General features: G+C 75.6%; 14 protein-coding genes. 6 read left to right on the top strand and 8 right to left on the bottom strand.

What is annotated here, in order from left to right; all coding sequences use genetic code 11:
* Positions 1 to 212 precede the first annotated feature (212 nt).
* Positions 213 to 1,682, bottom strand: a complete 1,470-nt coding sequence (locus tag WME85_RS22340; RefSeq protein WP_437840782.1) for a hypothetical protein — start codon at positions 1,680 to 1,682, stop codon at positions 213 to 215.
* 381 nt (positions 1,683 to 2,063) lie between these two features.
* Here WME85_RS22340 and WME85_RS22345 point away from each other — a divergent pair, with 381 nt between their 5' ends.
* Positions 2,064 to 2,807 (top strand): hypothetical protein, encoded by a 744-nt coding sequence (locus WME85_RS22345; RefSeq protein WP_437840784.1) that lies wholly within the window; start codon positions 2,064 to 2,066, stop codon positions 2,805 to 2,807.
* A 21-nt stretch (positions 2,808 to 2,828) separates the two neighbouring features.
* Here the strand turns inward: WME85_RS22345 and WME85_RS22350 are convergent, their stop codons facing one another.
* The 3 genes from WME85_RS22350 to WME85_RS22360 form a co-directional block, all read right to left on the bottom strand.
* Positions 2,829 to 3,959, bottom strand: a complete 1,131-nt coding sequence (locus WME85_RS22350) for an outer membrane protein assembly factor BamB family protein (protein WP_437840786.1) — start codon at positions 3,957 to 3,959, stop codon at positions 2,829 to 2,831.
* Between the two features lie 198 nt (positions 3,960 to 4,157).
* Complete coding sequence (locus WME85_RS22355; RefSeq protein WP_437840788.1) at positions 4,158 to 4,748, bottom strand: Uma2 family endonuclease; 591 nt, start codon at positions 4,746 to 4,748, stop codon at positions 4,158 to 4,160.
* Positions 4,749 to 4,810: 62 nt separating this feature from the next.
* The gene (locus tag WME85_RS22360; RefSeq protein ID WP_436618578.1) at positions 4,811 to 5,437 is read right to left on the bottom strand and encodes a CDP-alcohol phosphatidyltransferase family protein; all 627 of its coding nucleotides are present in this window, start codon (positions 5,435 to 5,437) and stop codon (positions 4,811 to 4,813) included.
* A 306-nt stretch (positions 5,438 to 5,743) separates the two neighbouring features.
* Between WME85_RS22360 and WME85_RS22365 the strand changes: the two genes are divergently transcribed.
* Together WME85_RS22365 and WME85_RS22370 are read left to right on the top strand one after the other, a co-directional pair.
* On the top strand, positions 5,744 to 8,173 hold the full coding sequence (locus WME85_RS22365; RefSeq protein WP_437840789.1) for a PQQ-binding-like beta-propeller repeat protein: 2,430 nt from the start codon (positions 5,744 to 5,746) through the stop codon (positions 8,171 to 8,173).
* A 246-nt stretch (positions 8,174 to 8,419) separates the two neighbouring features.
* On the top strand, positions 8,420 to 10,915 hold the full coding sequence (locus tag WME85_RS22370; protein WP_437840791.1) for a bifunctional serine/threonine-protein kinase/formylglycine-generating enzyme family protein: 2,496 nt from the start codon (positions 8,420 to 8,422) through the stop codon (positions 10,913 to 10,915).
* Between the two features lie 9 nt (positions 10,916 to 10,924).
* Here WME85_RS22370 and WME85_RS22375 read toward each other — a convergent pair whose 3' ends face one another.
* The 3 genes from WME85_RS22375 to WME85_RS22385 all read right to left on the bottom strand — a co-directional run bounded on the left by WME85_RS22375 (position 10,925) and on the right by WME85_RS22385 (position 13,606).
* Positions 10,925 to 12,277, bottom strand: a complete 1,353-nt coding sequence (locus WME85_RS22375) for a hypothetical protein (RefSeq protein ID WP_437840792.1) — start codon at positions 12,275 to 12,277, stop codon at positions 10,925 to 10,927.
* A gap of 220 nt (positions 12,278 to 12,497) precedes the next feature.
* The gene (locus WME85_RS22380) at positions 12,498 to 13,064 is read right to left on the bottom strand and encodes a septal ring lytic transglycosylase RlpA family protein (protein ID WP_437840794.1); all 567 of its coding nucleotides are present in this window, start codon (positions 13,062 to 13,064) and stop codon (positions 12,498 to 12,500) included.
* Complete coding sequence (locus WME85_RS22385) at positions 13,061 to 13,606, bottom strand: hypothetical protein (RefSeq protein ID WP_437840796.1); 546 nt, start codon at positions 13,604 to 13,606, stop codon at positions 13,061 to 13,063. Before WME85_RS22385 ends, WME85_RS22380 begins: the two co-directional genes overlap by 4 nt.
* A 362-nt stretch (positions 13,607 to 13,968) precedes the next feature.
* On the opposite strand from WME85_RS22385, the gene WME85_RS22390 reads away from it, so the two are divergent.
* The 3 genes from WME85_RS22390 to WME85_RS22400 all read left to right on the top strand — a co-directional run bounded on the left by WME85_RS22390 (position 13,969) and on the right by WME85_RS22400 (position 18,066).
* On the top strand, positions 13,969 to 14,610 hold the full coding sequence (locus WME85_RS22390) for an RNA polymerase sigma factor (protein ID WP_437840797.1): 642 nt from the start codon (positions 13,969 to 13,971) through the stop codon (positions 14,608 to 14,610).
* A gap of 64 nt (positions 14,611 to 14,674) precedes the next feature.
* A complete protein-coding gene (locus WME85_RS22395) occupies positions 14,675 to 15,553 on the top strand; it encodes a hypothetical protein (RefSeq protein WP_437840799.1) in 879 nt (292 codons plus the stop codon).
* Positions 15,541 to 18,066, top strand: coding sequence for a hypothetical protein (locus WME85_RS22400; protein ID WP_437840801.1), 2,526 nt, complete (start codon positions 15,541 to 15,543; stop codon positions 18,064 to 18,066). The genes WME85_RS22395 and WME85_RS22400 overlap by 13 nt, the downstream gene beginning before the upstream one ends.
* On the opposite strand, the gene WME85_RS22405 is transcribed toward WME85_RS22400, so the two are convergent.
* Positions 18,067 to 18,849 carry a sigma factor-like helix-turn-helix DNA-binding protein gene (locus WME85_RS22405; RefSeq protein WP_437311470.1) on the bottom strand — a complete coding sequence of 261 codons (783 nt, stop codon included), beginning with the start codon at positions 18,847 to 18,849 and terminating at the stop codon, positions 18,067 to 18,069.
* Between the last annotated feature and the right edge of the window lie 81 nt (positions 18,850 to 18,930).

The raw sequence follows: 18,930 nt of genomic DNA on the forward strand, positions 1-18,930 counted from the left end.
CGGCGCGGGCGCACGGCGCCCCACCTCGACGGCGCCCGCAGCAGCGCGGCGCACACGACGCCACGGCTCGACGGCGCCCGCAGCAGCGCGGCGCACACGACGCCACGGCCCGACGGCGCCCGCAGAGCAGCGCGGCGCACACGACGCCACGGCCCGACGGCGCCCGCAGAGCAGCGCGGCGCACACGACGCCGCGCCTCGCCGGCGCCCGCCTCAGCGCGGCGCGTCGCCTGTGCGCCGCAGCACCACGTACCGGAGGTGGGGGACGCCGCTCACCGCCACCGGAGCGAACGCCTCGCCGGCGCCGGGCAGGCGCGCGAGGTGCTGCTCCACCCCGCGCGCGAACCGCGACGCGGTCCACGGGGACGCGAGCGCCTGTCCCTCGGCGAGCAGCAGCACCAGCGCGTCCACCTTGCGCGCGTCCAGCAGCGCTCCGGGGATCCGCTTCGTTGTGTGCCCGCCGGGCAGCGCGGCGATGGCCGGATCCGTGACCCCCGCGAGGTCGACGAGGGTCGCGCCCGTCGCGGCCCCGAGCCAGCCGATGTCGAGCGCGGCGACGACCTCTGCCCCGGCGAGCGCGCCGCGGAGCTCCTCGACGACGCGCAGCCGCTCGCCGCCCACCCGCGCGGCGGTGGGCCCGACCCGGACCATCACGAAGAGCTGTCCCGCGAGCGCGAGCGCGATCCGCAGCGCCGTCGCGCGCGCGTCCGCCACGGAGGCGACGTGGGCCGCCGCGAGCACCACGGCGGGGAGCGCCGGCACCACGAGCCGCGACAGCGGCATCCAGTCGCCGCCCGCCGCCGCGACGGCGAGGAAGTGCACCGCGACCGCCGCGAGCAGCCCGCGCGGCCACGCCGGGAGCGATCGCCACGCGAGCGGCGCGACGAGCGCCGCCGGCCCGGTCAGGAGGAAGCACGCGAGCGCGTACCGGGCCCCGAGCGCCGCGTCCGGCGCCTTCGCCAGCGCGGCGAGCGGCGCCGCCCGCCCGAAGAACGCGAGCCGCGCCGCGGCCACGGCGACGAAGGGCAAGCCCGCGAGCGCGAGAGCGGCGAGCGCTCGCCCCCACGCCGGCCGGGCCAGCCGCGGCGGCGCCTCGCCTCCGCCTTCTTCGCGCTCGCGTCGCGGCGCCGCCTGGGTCGAGAGCGCCACCACCAGCGCGAACGGCAGCAGCTCGGGCCGGAGCGCCGCCGCGACCCCGGCGCAGGCGGCGCCGGCGAGGGCCCTGCCGAGCGCAGGCAGCGCGACGGCGAGCGCGCCGAGCGCCGCGACGACGCCCGTCTCCATGCCCGCCGCGCTCCAGGCGCCGAGCGGGGCCGACGCGGGCAGGAGCAGGAGCGCCGCGAAGCGCGCACGCCGCGCGGACGTCCGATCGACAGCGAGCGCCAGCGCCCCGGCGGCGAGCGTCCACGCGAGGACGCCGAGCGCCTTCGCCGCCGCGAGCGCGGCGAGCGGGCCTCCGGACGCGAACGGCGCGAGCACGAACGCCCACCCGAGCGGCGTCACGCCGTCGGTCACCGGCCCGGCCGCGTTGAAGCGGTAGCCCAGCCCCCGCGCGAGGTGGTGCGCGTAGCGCGCCGTGATCAGCGCGTCGTCGACCGTGAACCCGGAGAGTGCGAGCGCCGGGAGCAGCGCCGAGAGGGCGCCGACGAGCGCGACGAGCAGCGCGCGCCTCCGCCCCGTCACGCCGCCCGTGCGCCTGTCCGTACGTCGACGCAGCGCTCCGGCGGGCAGCGAGCGCCGACAGCCACCCCCCGCACCCCCTCGCGGTCCGCCGGCCACGCTCCATCGAGGACGAACCTGCAGAGGAACATGCGTTCGGGTTGTACGGACTTCGCCACGCGCGGCGATCCTGTGACAGGCGCACGAAGGACGCAATTGCGCTCGCTTGCCTGCAATCGTCCGCGCTCCGCGTGACGCGCGCGGACGTCGCGAACGCCCGGGCCCGACGTTGCGTCGCGCGCGGCAAACAGCGAGGTCGACAGCGAGGGCGACAGCGAACGGCGACTGCTCCGCTGCGCGTCGCGGCGGCAGCCATGCGCCCTCGTGAACGGTATAGTTGCTCGCATGGCACTTCCCGCCGCGCTCCTGACCGCCGTCGAGCGGCACTCGTGTTTTACCGGCTGCTATCGCAGCGAATCGGAAGTCCAGGTCTGCATCGATCCGGCGCAGGCGCTCGTGCCGACTGTGCCTGTCTGTTGCAGCGACTGCCTGAATTTCCACCCGGCAGCGCTCGTGAGCCTCTTGCCGCTCGGCATGACGTCGTACGCGCTGGCGAACGCGCTGACGGTGCACGTCCGCTCGCTGCGCGGCTACAAGTGGGCGACCGGCGGGTACCACACCGCGGGCACCGGCTTCTGGCTCAACGCCGCCTACTACGGCAACGGCCTCTTCCTCGTCGACGCCGCGCGCAACCGCAACGCGCGCACGGACGTCGACATGCTGATCGAGGCCTTCCAGCACGGGATCGTCCAGCCCGAAGACCCGCGCATGCTCGATCCGGCGCTCTACACGTCCGAGCTCGCGTACATCAACATGTCGCGGCCGATCCTGCCGGTGCGCAACAAGCAGGATCTCCTGGCCTCCCCGCAGCGCAGCGCCACCCCGCGACAGGGGTTCTCGCGCGTGTCGATCGTGGAGTTCCAGCCGCTCGCCGTCGCCGCCCCCTTCGCGAGCGCGCCGCCCGGGAAGCCGGCGAAGTCGGCGCCTCCGCCCCGCGAGCTCAAGCCCGGCGACACGTGCCCGACCTGCGGCGCCGCGGTCATGGAGCGGCCGCTGTTCTCGGGCACGTTCGTCGGCTGCCTCTGCTGACCGGGCGCGCGCCTGGCCGGGTCACGGGGGCGGCGTCGCGCGCCACACGGTGCCTCCGGTCGCCGGGTCGATCGCGCGCAGCGCGGCGCCGCTCACCGCGGCCCCGCTGATGATGTACACGTAGGCGCCGGCGGCCTTCGCCACCGCGAGCCGCTCGCCGAGGTAGCCCGCCGGGACCTCGTACCGGCTCGCCCCGGACGCGGGGTCGAGCGCGATGAGCCGCGGCTCCGTGCCGCCCACCACGTCGACGCCGAGCACGAGGGCGGCGCCGCCGCTCGCGACGAGGAAAAGGTCCGGCCGCCCGCCGGAGACGGGCGCGCGCGCCGGGAGATCCTTCTTCCAGAGCGACGCGCCGCCGCGCCGCCCCTCGGCGATGAGCCGCGGCGGCCCCTCGGGCTGCACCGTGAGCGCGACCTCCACGTCGCCGACCTGGACCACGCGGGGGTTCTTCTTGCGCTCCCAGAACTGCCCCGTGATCGCCGCCGGCTCCGGCGCTGTCGGGCAGTCCGCCGCCGCCCCTGCTGCGAGCGAGATCCCCATCGCCGTGCCGTCCTTCATCACCACGGTCGCGCAGCCATCGCCGCCCGCGACCTCGTCGGGCACCCCGGGCAGCTCCGCCGCCCAGCGCTCCTTGCCCGAGCGGGCGTCGAGCGCGTGCAGCTGGTTGGCCTCGCCGCCGCCCGCGAGCACCATGCCCCGGTCCGGGCAGGCGAGCGCGTCCGGCTTCTCGATCACCTGCGAGGACCAGATCCCCTGCCCGCTGCGCCCGTCGATGGCCACCACCCGCCCGCGCGTCTTGCCGTCCTGCCACAGGACCGCATCGGGCGCGTCGTCTCCGTTCGCGTCCACGAAGCAGAGCGCGTCGAGCTGCGTCGAGAGCTGGCGGGCGCGCGGCGCGGGCTCCTGCGGCGGGTCGACCTGCGCGAAGAACATCACCGCGAAGCCGACCCCCACGGCCGCCATCGCCACGGCGAGGATCACCTTCACCGCCCTCGGCGGCCCCGGCGCCGGCGCGGCCGGCTGCGCGACGGGGTGCGCTACCGGCTGCGCGGCCGCGCCTCGGACGCCGGGGTTCTCGGCGCCGCAGCGCGGACATGTGACCCCATGACCACTTGCCTCGATCGAGGCGCCACAGTTCCCGCAGGGCCGCATCGCGACAGTCTATCGCCGCGGGCTGCCCGCGATCGAGAGGCGACCGTGAGCGGCGCGGCTTCGCCCACCGTACGTGGCGGTGTGGGTCGAGGGTCGAAGGGGAAGGAGGTCACAGCGACAGGCCGAGTCCCTCCCGCTACTCGGGCGAGCAGGGACGTCGGGGTCGCTGCCCGCCGGGAGCCGTGGGGGCTCCCTCCGCTACGTCGCCCAGAGCACCGAGAGATCGAGCTCGATGGCATCGAAGGGCTCGACGCGTACGCGCGCAGCGTCGCGGTGGACCACCGCGGGTCCCCAGCTGCGATCCCGGCCGAGCAGGTACACCTCGAGCGTCCGCGCGATCGGGTCGACGAGCCACGCGTACCGCACGCCCTCGCGCGCGTAGACGGGCATCTTCTCCGTGCGGTCGATGCCCTCCGTCGACGGGCTCAGGATCTCGCAGATCCAGTCCGGAGCGAGCGAGAAATAGTCCGTCTCCGGCAGGTCGGGCATGCGCTCGCGGCGCCAGCCGGCGAGATCGGGGACGAGCGCGTCGATCTCGCCAGGCGCCGCCGGGTCCGGGAAGTGCAGCTCGGGCTCGGGGAGGATCCACCACCCGCCCGGACCGCCGCGACCGCGATGGAAGGGGCCGAACAGCTCGCCCTGCAGGGCTCCTTCGGCGTTTGCGTGCCGCGGCGCCGGCCGAGGGAACACGTGCAGGGTGCCGCGGACGAGCTCCGCCACCTTGTTCGGCGGGACGGCCGCCACATCGGCGTACGTGGCGCGGCGCTGCTTCTCGGCGGGCTGGCCCATGAACGGAGCCTGCCCGGGCACGCGCGGTGAGGCAAGGCGGCGCAAGGCAAGCCGGCGCGCCGCTACGGCTTCGGGATGCGCAGGGTGCCGCTCACCATGGCGCTGCCGCTCACGGCGTAGACCAGGCTGAGCGGGTGGAACGCCCAGGGGCCGAGCGCGATGGAGCCGAGCCAGAGCTGCTCGTGGACGCGCTCCTGGGCGAAAAGCACCCCGAAGAGCAGCACGATCAGCAGGCTCGTCGGGATCGGCGTGCCCTCGTAATAACGCACCTTGCCGCGCTCGTCCGACAGCTCGGCCGCCGTCACGTTGTACCGGGCGAGGCGGCTGATCCCGCAAGCGACGAAGTAGACCAGGGCGGCCGCGTCCCACGGCCCGCGCAGGCCGAGCGCGTAGCCGAGCACCGCCGGCGCGACGCCGAACGAGACAACGTCGGCCAGCGAGTCGAGATCGGCCCCGAGCGGCGAGTGCTTGCGGCGCCAGCGCGCGATCGTGCCGTCGAGCACGTCGCACGCGAGCGCGAACGGCAGGAGCCCGAAGGCGACCCAGATGTAGATGCGCTCGCGCTCGGCCACGTAGTTCAGGCAGAGCAGGATGCTCAGCGTGCCGCTCGCCGCGTTCGCCAGCGTGACGAAATCGGCCAGCGCGAACGACCGGAGCATCGAGAAATGGGGCGGTCTTTCGGGAGGCATGGCGCTCGAGGTGCGGATTGTCGCACGTCCGGTTGGATTGCCAACCAATCCGCGCGGGCGCGTCAGCGTACTCGAGCCGCGCTCGCGCCGCAGCGCTCATTCCGCGTGCGGCGTGCCGCGTGCCGCGTGCCGAGCCGCTCGGCCTTCAGCGGCGCGGCTCGGCACAGAGCTCCGGCCTCGACGACGGCGGCGGCGGCCTCCCGGCGCCGGCGCTGTCTAGTCAGGTGCCACGTGCTTGTCCACTCCGCGGCTATCCGCGCACAAAACTTAGGACTCGGCTGCGCCCTGCCTAGCATCCAGCAACGGATGCCCGGACTGTCTCTTGTCGCCGACACCACCCGATGCTCACCGGAGCCCGAGCGCACGTCGCTGCACGAGCTGCTCGACTTCGTCCTGGAGGGGGCGCGCAACGCGCCTCCTCCGCTCGATGAAGCGGCGCTGCCGCTACGCGCCGAGACCGAGGCGCTCCCGCTGCTCTGCGACCTCGCCGAGGCCGCGGCGGAGCTCGCCTCCGGACGCCGCGCGCGCGCCGTCGTGCGCCTGTGCCTCGAGCCCGATCCCTGGGAGCTCGGGCTGGAGCGCGTGGGCCGCGATCTCCTCGTCACCGTCTTCCACGGCGGCGACGTGCCCGAGATCGCCCTGCACGAGCGGCGCTTCGATGGCGACGCGCTCTGCGCGCGCCTGCTCGCCGCCATGGACCGGCTCGCCCCGCCGAGGAGCTCGCCCCTGCGCCGCGACGGCTCCCTCGCCGACAACGACGCGGAGCACGTCGGGCTCGGCGAGCACCGGCTCCCCGCCGCGCGGCGGGCCCTCGTCGCCGCCCTCCCGTTCTCGTCCGACGAGCCGGGGGGAGAGCCCGCGATCGTGGGCGTCGAGCCGACCGGCGAGATCCCGATCGTCATCGCGGCCGAGGCGCTCCTGCGCACGTCGCAGGGCGCGGCCGTCGCGCAGCCGGCCGTGCTGCGGGCCGACCTCTTCTCGCTCCTCTTCCGGGGCAAGGTCCGCGTGCTCGTGGGCGAGGAGGCGCGGGAGCTGCCCGACGTCTTCATCTTCCCGTTCGCCGAGCAGCTCGCGTCGCTCTCGCTCGAGTCGCTCGACGCGTGGGCGCGGCGCCAGCCGTACCACCGGCGGCTCACCGTCGGCGGCGCGATCCTCGGCGTGCGGCTGCACAGCGAGGGGGCGCTGTCGCTCACGCTCGGCGTGCCCCGCGTGGGCCGCGTGCCGCCCGCGGATCCCCGCGCGCTCGGCCCGGGCCGCAGCTCGGCCTTCTCGGCGGCCGAGGACCGGGCGCAGACCTGGACCTTCCCGGCCGTCGACGTGGCGGCGCTCGCCCAGGGCGTCGTCGCGTTCGGGCGGGCGCTCGCGCGCAGCCTCGTGCGCCGCGACCGCGGGCAGGCGTCGAACCTGCGCCTGTTCGAGTTCCGAGCGCGCGTGCGCGAGCTCGCCGAGCGGCTCCGCGAGCTGACGCGCAACGACGCGAAGATCAACGTGGCGCCGGAGACGTACCGCGCCTTCGCGGCGGCGGCGGCGCGCCCGCAGGCAGCGGCCGAGGACACGTTCGGCCGGACGCGGCTGCGCTTCACCGCCCGGTGGGTCGCGGCCATCCCGTCGCTCGACCTGCGCGCCACGTTCCTCTGCGGCGACGTGCTCGTGGTGGGCTCGACGCGCGAGCTCACGTGCATCGACCGGCGCACCGGCGAGTGCCTGTGGCGCAAGCAGGCGCCGCGCGCTGTCTCGGTGATGACGCCGGTGGGCCTCGGCCGGCTCCTGCCCGACGGCACGCTGCAGCTGCACGAGCTGTCGAGCGGCGAGGTCGCCTGGTCGACGCGGCTCTCCCCGCGCGTCGGCGCGAACGCCTCGGGCGCGGTGGTGAGCGCCCCCGGGCTGCCCCGGATGCTCATCGTGAGCGAGGGGACGCGCCACCTCGCGGCCGTGGACCTCTACTCCGGCGAGGTGCGCTGGCGCTACGCCGCGCGCCGCGGCGAGAACTTCCGGCTGCGCCGCGCGGGCAAGCTCGTCGTCGTCGGCAGCGGCGAGCCGGCGCTCGCGGCGCTCGACGTGCTGAGCGGCGAGGTCGTCTGGCGCTTCTGCGACCGGCTCCCGTTCGCGTCGCCGGTCGCCGTCGACCACGACGCGCTCTTCGCGGTGGCGGGCGACGGCGCCTTCGTCGGCCGCGGCGGGGCGCGGCTGCACCACCTCGACCCGTGGTCCGGCGAGGCGCGGTGGACGGTCGATCTGCCGAAGCACGTGGCGCCGGTCGGCGCGCCGCTGCTCGGGCCCGAGACGGTGTGCGTGGTGACCCACGGGCGGCGCGGGACGGGGCTCGTGGGGCTCGATCGCCGCACCGGGGCGACGCGCTTCGACCTGACCGCGTGCGCGGCGACGGCCTCGTGCCTGATGGTCGACGACGTGGTCGTCGTGAACAGCGAGGCGGGCGAGATCATCGGGGTCGGCGCGCACGACGGCGCGGTCCGGTACCGCCACGTGATCGCGGGCGGCGCCGAGGGCGACCGGCCGCGGCGCCTGGAGCCGGTGCTCCGCTCGGGGGCGCTGTTCGTGCCGCAGAGCGAGGTGCACGTGGTCCGGCCGCGCGACGGCGCGCTGCTCGGCAAGGTGCCGACCGATCTCATCCCGGATCTCCTGCGGGTGGACGAGCGGTGCGACGTCTACGTCGCCGAGGAGAGCGGCCACCTCGCCTCCTTCGCCGCGGCCCCGCGGCTCAGCCTCGTCCAGTAGCTCGACGCCAGCAGCTCGATGCCTGCCGCGGCGGCGCCGAGCTGCTGGCGCCGCCGCGGCAGGCGCCTCGCCCGCGAGCGGCGCCCGTCGCGACGGCGCTCGCCTCGTCGCCGCTGGCCCCGCTGTCGCCGGCTTACGCGCTTGCTGCGCCGCGCCCCCACACATACCTTCGCGGGCGTCCCGATGCCCGACGATGATCCTCCGAGAGTCACGGGCGCTCCGCTCTCCGGGGGCGAGCAGAACACCGTGAAGAAGCTCCCGAGCGCGGGGCAGGCAGCGGCCGTCCGGCCGCCGAGCGCGACGGAGCGGACGTTGCCTCTCGCGGGCGACGCGGCGCAGCCGGCGCGGCGCCTCGCCCTCACGGAGCGCTACGAGGACATTCGCCTGCTCGGCAGCGGCGGCTTCGGCGAGGTGCGCCTCGTCTTCGACGTGCGGCTCGAGCGCACCGTCGCGATGAAGATCCTCCGCCCCGACGCCGTCGCCCCGGCGCTCCGCGCCCGCTTCCTCGCCGAGATCAAGCTCACCGCCGGGCTCGATCACCCCGGCATCGTGTCCGTCCACGACTTCGGCGACCTGCCCGACGGCCGCCTCTGGTTCACCATGGCCGAGGTGCACGGCCGCACCCTGCGCGCCGTCCTCGACGAGGCCTTCGCCGCCCCGGGCGGCGCCTCCAGCGTGGCCCGGCGCCGCCTGCTGGACGTGTTCGCCCGCGTCTGCGACGCGGTCGCCTACGCGCACAGCCGCGGCGTCATCCACCGCGATCTCAAGCCCGACAACATCATGGTCGGCGACTTCGGCCGCGTGCTCGTGATGGACTGGGGCATCGCCCGGCGCCTCGACGCCCGGCCGGACGACGATGGGGGGTCGCCGTCCCCGGGCCGCTTCGAGCACCGCGTCGACGGCCTGACCCGGCACGGCGATATCCTGGGGACTCCCGCGTACATGGCGCCCGAGCAGGCCCGCGGCGACGTCGGCCGCCACGGGCCGACCACCGACGTCTACGCGCTCGGCGCGATCCTCTATCACGTGCTCTCCGGCCGCCCGCCGTACACGGTCCACGGGGCCGCGGGCCTCCGGCAGGTGCGCGAAGGCACGCCCGAGCCGCTCGCCGCGGCCGACGCGCCGCCGGACCTCGTGGCGATCTGCAGCAAGGCCATGGCGCGCGAGCCAGAGCGGCGCCACGCGGACGCGGGCGCGCTCGCCGCGGACATCGAGGCGTTCCTGGGCGGCGCGCAGCGGCGCGAGCGGGCGCTCGCCGAGCTGGCGAAGGCCGCCGCGCGCAGGCCGGAGATCTCGCGCCTGCGCGCGCGGGCGGAGGCGCTGCGCGCGGAGGCGAAGCAGCTGCTCGATCCGGTGCGGCCGTTCGATCCGGTGGAGGCCAAGCTGCCGGGCTGGGAGCGCGAGGACGAGTCCGAGCGCCTCCTCGGCGAGGCGGCGCTCGGCGAGACGCGCTGGGAGCAGGAGGTGCACGGCGCGCTCGCCATCGATCCCGACCTGCCGGAGGCGCACGCGGCCCTCGCTGACCATTACCGGGACAAGCTCGACGACGCCGAGCGGGCGCGGTGGCCCGCGGAGGCGGCGCGCCTGGAGGTGCTGCTGCGCGCGCACGACCGGGGGAGGCACGCGGCCTTCCTGAGCGGCATGGGGGCGCTGACGCTGGTGACGGAGCCGGCGGGCGCGCGGGTGACGCTCTACCGGTACGCGACGTTCCAGCGCCGGCTGGTCCCGGAGCTCGTGGCGGAGATCGGGCCGACGCCGATCGTCGACCGGCCGCTCCCGCAGGGGAGCTACCTGCTCCGCATCGCCGCTCCGGGGCGCGCGGAGGTGTCGTATCCGGTCCTGATCGCGCGGGGCGAGCGGTGGGACGGGCGCCCGCCGGGGAGCGCGCAGCCGCTTCCGGTCCCGCTGCCGGCCGTCGAGGAGGTGGCTCCCGACGAGATCTATGTGCCTGCCGGGTGGGCGTGGCTCGGCGGCGACCGGGAGGCGCCCGACAGCTTGCCGCGGCGCCTCGTGTGGATCGACGGCTTCATCGCCGGGCGCTTCGCGGTGACCAACGAGGAGTACCTCGCGTTCCTCAACGATCTGGTCGCCTCGGCGCGCCACGAAGAGGCGCTCGCCGCGTGCCCGCGGGCGCCGCAAGGGGTCGTCGCCGGCGCCGACGAGAAGCTCGCCTACGAGCGCTTGCCAGACGGGCGGTTCGGGCTCAAGGCGCACGATCTCCCCGAGGTCTGGCGCCCGCGAGGCCCCGCGGTCCTGATGACCTGGCACGGCGCCATGGCCTATGCGCGCTGGCTCGCTGTGCGCACCGGGCATCCCTATCGTCTGATCCACGAGCTCGAGCGGGAGAAGGCCACTCGGGGCGTCGACGGGCGGTTCTACCCGTGGGGCGACCACTTCGACTCCACCTGGGCTCGCACGCCGAACAGCCACAGCGCCGGGCAGCCGTCGAGGGTGGATGTCGACGAGTATCCGCTGGACGAGAGCCCTTATGGGCTGCGAGGCGGGGCGGGGAACAGCCGCGACTGGTGCCTGAACCTCTGGACCCGGAGCGGGCCGCGCGTCGACGCCGATGGCCGGCTCGTCATCGAGGCCGCGCCGGCGGACGGGGACGCGTTCCGCTCCTGCCGCGGCGGCGCGTGGAGCAGCGTCGAGAACAACTGCCGCGCCGCCGGGCGGCTCGCGGGCCGCCCCGCTCAGCCCCGGAGCACGACCGGGCTCCGGGTGGCGCGGCCGTACCCGTGAGGGACCGCCTCAGGTGAAGCTGTCCGTCCCGATGTAGCAATTGCCGGAGTAACTTCCGGTCGCGGACTGGAGCTCGATCGGGTCGTTGGCCGACACCGAGATGAGCTGGTTCGTGGGGTTATACCACTTCATCGAGACGATGCTCGATCCGGAGGTCTGGAAGGTGATGGCCAGGGTCGTCTGTGCCCCGTAGGGCCCGGCGAACGTGAGGTATCCGGACCCCGTCGTGTACGTCGGAGAGCTGACCTGGCTGCCCCACCCCGACCAGGTCGGCGTCGTCTCCGGGAGGCTCGATCCGTCGTACGAGCTCTGGCTCGAGACCTTGAGCTTCATGGGGTACGAGGACGAGAGGTTCTTGACGCCGGAGGCGTCGATCTTGAAGGACGTCGTCGTCCCGTTGCTGTGCGCGTAGGCGAGCAGCTTCCACGTGCCGCTCTTCAGGTACTCGAGCTTGTAGTACCCGGTATCGATCTCCATGCACCCGCGTACCCCGTCCGGCGCCGCCGTGGCCTCGCCGCTCTGGCCCGCGAGGCCCGGGTGCAGGAACGCGAGCGCCTCCACCCCGCTCGGCCCCGAGAGCACCGGCTCCTGCTTGAACGACAGCGTTCCCAGCAGCGCCTTCGTCACCGCGACCAGCTCGCCGTAGGACACGTCGAGCCGCGAGACGCCGCGCTCCTCGGTCGTCTTCCACTGCCCGAGCGCCGAGGTGATCGCCCACGTGAACGCGCCGTGCACGAGGCCGCCGAAGGTGCTCCACTGCGCCGGCTCGTCGCGCCGGGAGGCCGCGATCACCCGCTCGCGCACGCCCTGCCCCGAGAGGCCCCTCGCCTCCACCTTGCCCCTGAGCCGCGCGCACAGGCTCCCTTCCGCGTCCACGCCGACCTGCGCGTGGCAGCAGTCGAGCAGCATCGTCAGGTTGTCGGCGGCCTGGCCGACGCCCACCCGGCGGCGCACCTCGGCGACGTGGACGAGGTTGTCGAGCGAGCCGTCGACGTCGGCGGGACAGAGCGCGACGCCGTGGTCCTCGAGGCCGTGCCCCGAGAACGTGAGCAGCCCGGCGGCCACCGCGGTGCCCGAGAGCGCCTGGGCGAGCCACTCGACCCCCGCGTCGATGGCGGCGTGCGTCGCCTCCCCCACGCTGTCCTCCGTGGCCCCGGGGCCGAGGTCGGCAGGGGACAGCTTCGGCGACGTGAGCACGCGGATCCGCTCGGGTGAGAAGCCCATCGCGAGGCACTGGCGGAACATGGCCCTGGCATCGTTCAGCGCGCCGGGGACGTCGCTCGTGCCCTTCGGTCGACCGGTAGAGCGGTCATACGTGCTGTAATCCTCGACAGCGATGATGAGAGCATGGTTGTTGAACATGGATTCCTCCCGCGTCCCTCGTCCCCGCGCTGGCGGCCGAGCGATGTGCGTGCAGCCATAACGCCACCCGAGGGGCGGCACCATGACGGGAATCTTACTGCCCTCGCCGCGCCGGAAACTCCTCGGGCCGCCATGGCTCTCCTGATCCAGGCCGGCGGCGCGCGCGGCGTGGCGCTCGCCGCGCGCCGACAGCGGCCCCTCCGGGCGCTGCGGCAGGCGGTCAGCGCGGGCGCCGCGCCGGCTTCCAGATGAGCTCGAGCGTCACGTCGGTGACGCCGTCCTCGACCAGCCCGATCCGCTCGGCGGCCCGGCGCGACAGGTCGATGATCCTGCCGCGCTTGAACGGGCCGCGGTCGTTGATCCGCACGCGCACGCGGCGGCCGTCCCGGCGGACCACATCGACGAGCGCGCCGAAGGGGAGCGTGCGGTGCGCGGCCGTGAGGGCGCGCGGGTTGTAGGGCTCCCCGCTCGCGGTGGCGCGTCCCCTGAACTTGTCGGCGTAGTACGTGGCGCGCCCGCGCTGGATCGGGGTCCCCTTCTTCGCGCCCCGGGCGCTCGCGGGCGCGAGCGGCGTGGAGATGCGGCCGTCGTCCTCGCCCGCGTCGTCGTCCTCGGCGCGGCTCGGCGGGGGCGCCGGCGGGGTGCTCGGCGCGACGGTGCGCGAGATCGGCGCGTCGTCGCTCGTCCGGGGCGCGACCGGCTGGTGAGCGGAGCAGGCGGGGGTGCAGAAGAGGAAGAGGAAGGCGAGCGTCCTCGCCGCGACGCGGCGCCCCGCGAGCGCGATCACGTCGCCTCGGGCGCGGCGCGATCGGCCGACGAGGGGTCGAGGTCGGCCGGGGGCAGGGGCACCGCGGCGGCGAGCGCCAGGGCGGCAGGCTCGCTCCCCTCCCCGTCCGCGGACAGCGCCGCCTGGGCCATGGCCTTGGACCGCACGAACCTGGCCAGCTCGCGGAACGGCACGCCGGTCGGGCAGATCCGCTCCTTCTCGGCGAGCACCTCCTCCGGCACGTGCGCCAGCGCGAGCGCGGCGGCGTCGAAGTCCGGCATGCTCCGGGAGGACGCGAGCACCACGGTCATGAGGCCGGGGTAGGCCCCCCTGGAGGCGGCGATGCGCTCGGCCTCGCCGAGATCGCACCGCCCGCACGCGATGCAGCGGGAGAAGCCGGGCAGGGCCGCGCGCTCGGCGGGTGAGAGCGACGGCAGGCGATCGGCGTCGTAGTTCTCGTGGAAGAGCGCGAGCCCGCTCGGACCGTCGAAGAGACGGCGCACCACGACCTTGAGGAACGACCACGCGAGGACCGCAAGGGCCAGAGCTCGACCGGAAAGCACGATCGGTCCATAGCCCGAAACAGGCCCGCGCGCAGAGCCGATACGCGAGGGGCCGCCCGAACGGCGCCCCGCCGAGGGCCCGGCCGGCGCGTGCGCACCGCACCGTGAACCTTCGTTAACAACCCGTTAACAGCTCCGCGAGCACACGGAGGCCCACGAGGCGCTGCCGCCGCGGGCCGCCGCTGTCGGCGGCGCTGGCTCACCGCGGCCCATGGCGGCCGCCCGCGCTTCGAGCGCCAATCCCGCACGCGCCGCGCGGACGCGGGCGTCGCGCCGCGAGGGAGCCGCGCTGAAGCGCGAGGCGCCCGCGCTCCAGCGCGCGCTCGAACCGAGCTGGCACGTCGGGTGCACTCGCTCGCGGCATGAACAACGACTTGCTTCTCTGCGGGAAGGGATGCTCGGAAGACCTCGGCGATGTCGCCGAAGGGGCGCTCGTGAAGGAGATGATCGCGGGGAACGAGCGCGCCTGGCGCGCCTTCCACGTCCGGTACGACCGGCTCGTCCACCGCTGCATCAGCGGCGTGATCGCGCGCTTCTCCGCCGTGGTGGCGCAGGACGACATCCGCGACATCCACGCGACGCTGCTGATGCAGCTGCTCTCGAACGACATGCGCAAGCTGAGGACCTTCGACGCCGAGCGGGGCACCCGCCTGAGCTCCTGGATCGGCACGCTCGCCGTCCACTGCGCCTACGACCACCTGCGCGGGGCGAGGCGCGCGCCGCGCTGCGCCCCGCTCGACGACGCCGCGGTCGAGCTCCCCTGCGAGCGCCCCTCCCCGCAGGAGCACGCGGAGCGCCGCGAGCGCGCCGCGCTCGTGGGGCAGGTGCTCCACGATTTCTCCGACAAGGATCGCGAGTTCGTCGCGCTCTACTTCGGCGAGGGCCTGCCCCCGGACCAGATCGCCGAGCGGATGCGGATCAGCGTGAAGACGGTCTACTCGAAGCGGCACAAGATCCAGAGCCGCCTCGAGGCGATGCTGTCCGACGCGCGCATCGCGGCGTGAGACGCGACCGGAGCGCCCGAAGGGGGCTCGGCGGCCGTCGGGCCTGTGGTATGAGCCGGGGAGGATGGCCCGCTCGCCCCGCCCCTCCTCCGCGTTCCCGCTCCTGGTCGGCGTCGCCGCCGCCGCGCTGCTCGCCGCGTGCGGCGGCGGCAACGGAGACGCCCCCTGGATCCCCCTCGCCGACGAGCACGGCAGCGGCGCGCGCATCGCGGAGCTCGTCGGCGAGGCCGAGTGGCTCGACCCGGCCGACGAGGACAGCGAGCGCTGCGCCGTGCCGCCCGACCGCCGCGCCCACGTGACCGGCGCCGCCCTCGTCGCGATCGATCGCTTCGACGAGACCGGCGAGGGAGCGCACGGCAACCACTACGTGCAAGACAGCGCCGACGAGCCGGTCGCCTACTCGGGCATCACGGTGTTCCAGCCCGCGTTCAGCCCCCCGGACCTGCGGCTCGTCCCCGGCGACGTGGTCGATCTGCAAGGCGTGCTGACCGAGTTCCTCGGCCCCTCCTCCGGCCGGTTCGGCGACTGCCGCACCCTGCCCGAGATCGGCGGGACCATGAGCTTCCGCTTCGAGGATCGCCCCGCCCGGCCGGCGCGCGTGCCGCTCGGCGACCTGAAGAGCTACGCGTCCGCGCGCAGGTACATCGGCATGCTCGTCCGGGTCGAGGGCATCACGATCGCCGGCGACCCGTCGAGCAGCCGCGGCCGCTACACCGCGTCGATCAACGTCGGCGCCGGCGTGCCCGTCTCCGACGTCCCGAGCCTGTCGAACGAGCTCTACGACCTGGAAGCCCAGGGGCCGCCCCTCTCGGCAGGCGCGACCTTCCGCTCGGTCACCGGCGTGCTCACCTACTTCTACGGCTTCAAGATCGCCCCGCGCTGCCCGGCCGACTTCCAGCTGGAAGACGCGCCGCTCCCGGTCGACGACGCATGCGCTCCCTGAGGCCCGCGCTGCCGCTCGTCCTGCTCGCGGCCTGCCGCGGCCCGGCGCCCGGCGCCTCGCCGGCGCCGGGGCACGCCCTCGTCTCGACGCCCGAGGGCAGCGTCGGCCGCATCGAGGTGCGCCACCTCGAAGCCCGGCCGCGGCTCACGCTCGTCTCGCGCGACGGCGACCCCGCGCCCGCGATCGTCGCCTCGGTCGCGACCGATCTCGGCTCCGTCGCCACGACGGCGCTCGCCAGCGTGGTCGAGGCGCGCCTGCTCGCCGCCGGCTTCGACGTCGACGCGCGCATCGACCGCAGCGCCTTCCGCGTGCGCCTGCTCGCCAGGGACGCGGCGCGCGTCGAGCCGTTCCTGCGCGCGCTCGCGGCGGCGTTCGCCCAGCCCATCGCCGCCGGCAGCCCGGAGGTCGCCCGCGCGATGGAGCGCGTGCAGGCGCTCAGATCGAGCCCGCTCGACGCGCCGGAGCTCGCGCCTGTCGCGGCGTGCACCGGCCGGCTGGGGCTCGCGGGCGCCGAGCCCGTGGTCGACCTCGCGACCCCCGCGGGCGTGCGGGAGCTCGAGGGGTGGCGGGCCGCGGCGCTGCACGCCGGGCGCACCTCGATCGCCGCGGTCGGCCCCGCCGCGTTCTGCGCGGCGGCGGCGCGCGCGGCCGAGGGCGTCGACCGCTGGCCCGCGGGCGGGCCGCCCGCGGACGCGTGGCCGGCGGCGGACACGATCGGCGTGTACACGACGAACCAGCTCGAGCGGCGCGCCGCCCGCGTCACCGTCGCCGCGCGCGTCGCGAGCCCGCAGGCGGCGGTCGCCGCGGCGGAGCGGCTCGGCGCGCCCGGGTCGCCGCTCCGCGCGCGGCTCTCGGCGCTCCCCTCCCCGTTCCGCACCGTCGAGGTGCTCGGGGTCGCCCGCCCGCGCGGCGGCTGCGTGAGCGTGACCATCGAGGCGTCCGATCTGCCCGCGGCGCCGCCGGTCGAGACCTCGGCGGCGCTCGCGGCCGCGGTGGTGCGGCAGGAGATCCGCCGCGGCCTCGCGGCCCCGGCGGACGCCGCCGTCGCCACGCGGCAGATCCTCACCGCGCAGGACCCGCGCGACGCGGGCGCGCGCGCCTCCTGGTGGGCGCTCTCGGGGAGCGCCCCGAGCGCGCCGCCGGAGCGGTGGGCGACGGCGCTCGGCGTGCCCCCGAGCGCCGAGCCGCCGAGGCCCGCGGCGCCTGGCGAGGCCGGCGCGCGGCTCTTCGAGGCCGAGCTCGGGCGCGCGCTCGCCGCGGGCGCTCAGCCGGCGCTGGAGCGGCGCGCCCTGGTCGAGCGCGGGCAAGGCGAGGTCTGGGTGCTGCTCGCGAGCCCGTGCGGCGTCGCCGAGGAGGGGGTGTACGACGCCGGCGCGACGGCGCTGGCCGCGCTCGCGGCCGTGCAGACCCGGCGGCGCGAGCTCGACGTGGCGATCGAGCCCTGGGTCACGGCGGATGCCGTCGGGGTGATCGCGCACGCGCCGTTCCGCGACGACCGCGAGACGCCGGCCGAGCTCGGGCGCCGCGTCGCGAGCGCCGCCGCGCGCGCGGTCGCCGCGACGACCCTGGGCCCCGAGGCGCTCACGCTCGCGCGCGCCGCGGCGCTCCAGCACCTGGAGCGCCTCTCTGGCGGGCGGGCCGCGGCGCTCGAGGCGTTCGCCTCCGCGATCGCGCCCGACCACCCCTCGTGGATCGAGCCGTTCGGCGTCTGGGACCGGGTGGCGAGCGGCGCGCTCGAGACCGTGCAGCTCCGCTGGCAGGCGCTCGCGACCGGCCCGCTCCGGCTCGCCGTCCTCGCGAACGCCGATGCTTCCCAGGCGGCCGCCGCGGGGGAGGCCGCCGAGCGCTGGCTCGCGCCGCGGCTCGCGCCGCGGAGCTGCGGCTCACCGGACGGCGCGGTGGTGCCCCGGCCCGGTCACCACGACGCCCGCCTGCCGGCCGGGACGCCCCTCTCGCAGGCGGTCGTCGGCGCGCGGCTCCCGGCCGCGCACGACGCAATGACCGCTGCCGGCGCGCGGCTCCCGGCCGCGCGCGACGCAACGACTGCAGCGCGCGAGCTCGCCGAGCTCACGGTCGCCGCCCTGAACGGCGAAGGCGGCCTGCTCGCGGCGGCGCTCTCTGTCAACGCTGCCGCTCCTCCCGCGGCGGCCCCCAGGCGGCAGCTCGCGGCGCGCGCGAGCGCCCGCGTCCTCGGCGGCACGCGCGCGGCGGCGCTCGCCGTGGAGATCCGGGCGCCGAGCGCGGAGCTCGCCGAGGCCTCGTCCCGCGTGAAGGAGCTCCTCGCCGGCCTCGCGCAGCGGGTGACCGACGCCGATCTCGGCCGCGCCGAGGCCCACCTCGCCCGCAGCGAGCGCGACGCGCTCGCGGAGCCCCGGCGCCGGCTCATCAACCTGTTCAGCGGCCGCGCCTCCCGCACGCCTCCGGCGAAGGTCACGCTGGCCGCGTGGCGCGCCTTCCTGGCGGGCGCGCTCGGCGCGGACGCGATCGTGACCGTGGAAGCGCGGCCCGACTGATCACTCCCCGCCGTCGAAGTCGCCGGCGTCCTCGATCTCGGCCGTCCGCCCGACGGGCGTCGCCTCGAGGCCCTCGTCCTCCGCGTCGGCGCCGGCGCCCTCCTCCTCGTCCTCGTCGAGCGCGACCTCGTCTTCGTCCTCGTCCTCGTCCTCTTCGGGCTGGGCCAGCACGGGGAGGCGGCGCTTGCCGACCGGACCCTCGTCGACGTAGTCGCGCAGCGCCGACATGTCCTTCAGCGCCTCGAGCTTCGCGAGCGCCTTGACCTCGACCTGGCGGATCCGCTCGCGCGTCAGGTTCATGATCGCGCCCACGTCCTCCAGCGTCGTGCCGCCGCGATCGGCGACGTCGAGCGCGCACGTCTCGTTCATGTCCCAGACCTCGAGGTCGGGGAAGTTCAGCTTGATCGCGCCCGTCCTGGCGGACACGTCGAGATAGAGGTGGTGCTGGCACGAGACGTACGGGCACGGCCGCGGGCCGTCGACGCACTCGGCGCGGGTCCGCGGCTTGTAGTAATCGGTCTCGGGGTACAGCATCCGGCCGATTTCCAGCTCGCGCTTGGTCATGCGCTTGACGCTGATCGTCCGCGCCCGGATCTCGCGCTTGCGCCGGGACCTGCGCTGCTCGCGCGTGATGGGGTTCCCGGGCGCCGCGGGGTCGACCTGGAGCGCGAGCGCCCCCTCGACGACTGGCTCGTTCGAGCCCGCCGGGTCGCACTCACCGCCCACCGCATCCGCACCGTCCAGGCCGAAGATCTCGAGCTCGCTGTCAGACACCGTCGCCATGCGCTGCCTCCGTTTGGTAGCGTCTCCGCTCTCAAGCGCGCGCGTTTCCCCCCACGCCCGAGTCCCAGCTCGAGCGCAAAG

It is taken from the genome of Sorangium sp. So ce1153 (assembly GCF_051521595.1).
Classification (GTDB): Bacteria; Myxococcota_A; Polyangia; order Polyangiales; family Polyangiaceae; genus Sorangium.

Coding starts and splice junctions, on each gene's coding strand:
- WME85_RS22365 (WP_437840789.1), top strand. CDS start 5,744: ATGCCCGGACTGTCTCTTGTCGCCGACACCACCCGATGCTCACCGGAG.
- WME85_RS22405 (WP_437311470.1), bottom strand. CDS start 18,849: ATGGCGACGGTGTCTGACAGCGAGCTCGAGATCTTCGGCCTGGACGGT.
- WME85_RS22390 (WP_437840797.1), top strand. CDS start 13,969: ATGAACAACGACTTGCTTCTCTGCGGGAAGGGATGCTCGGAAGACCTC.
- WME85_RS22395 (WP_437840799.1), top strand. CDS start 14,675: ATGGCCCGCTCGCCCCGCCCCTCCTCCGCGTTCCCGCTCCTGGTCGGC.
- WME85_RS22345 (WP_437840784.1), top strand. CDS start 2,064: ATGGCACTTCCCGCCGCGCTCCTGACCGCCGTCGAGCGGCACTCGTGT.
- WME85_RS22375 (WP_437840792.1), bottom strand. CDS start 12,277: ATGTTCAACAACCATGCTCTCATCATCGCTGTCGAGGATTACAGCACG.
- WME85_RS22400 (WP_437840801.1), top strand. CDS start 15,541: ATGCGCTCCCTGAGGCCCGCGCTGCCGCTCGTCCTGCTCGCGGCCTGC.
- WME85_RS22360 (WP_436618578.1), bottom strand. CDS start 5,437: ATGCCTCCCGAAAGACCGCCCCATTTCTCGATGCTCCGGTCGTTCGCG.
- WME85_RS22355 (WP_437840788.1), bottom strand. CDS start 4,748: ATGGGCCAGCCCGCCGAGAAGCAGCGCCGCGCCACGTACGCCGATGTG.
- WME85_RS22350 (WP_437840786.1), bottom strand. CDS start 3,959: ATGCGGCCCTGCGGGAACTGTGGCGCCTCGATCGAGGCAAGTGGTCAT.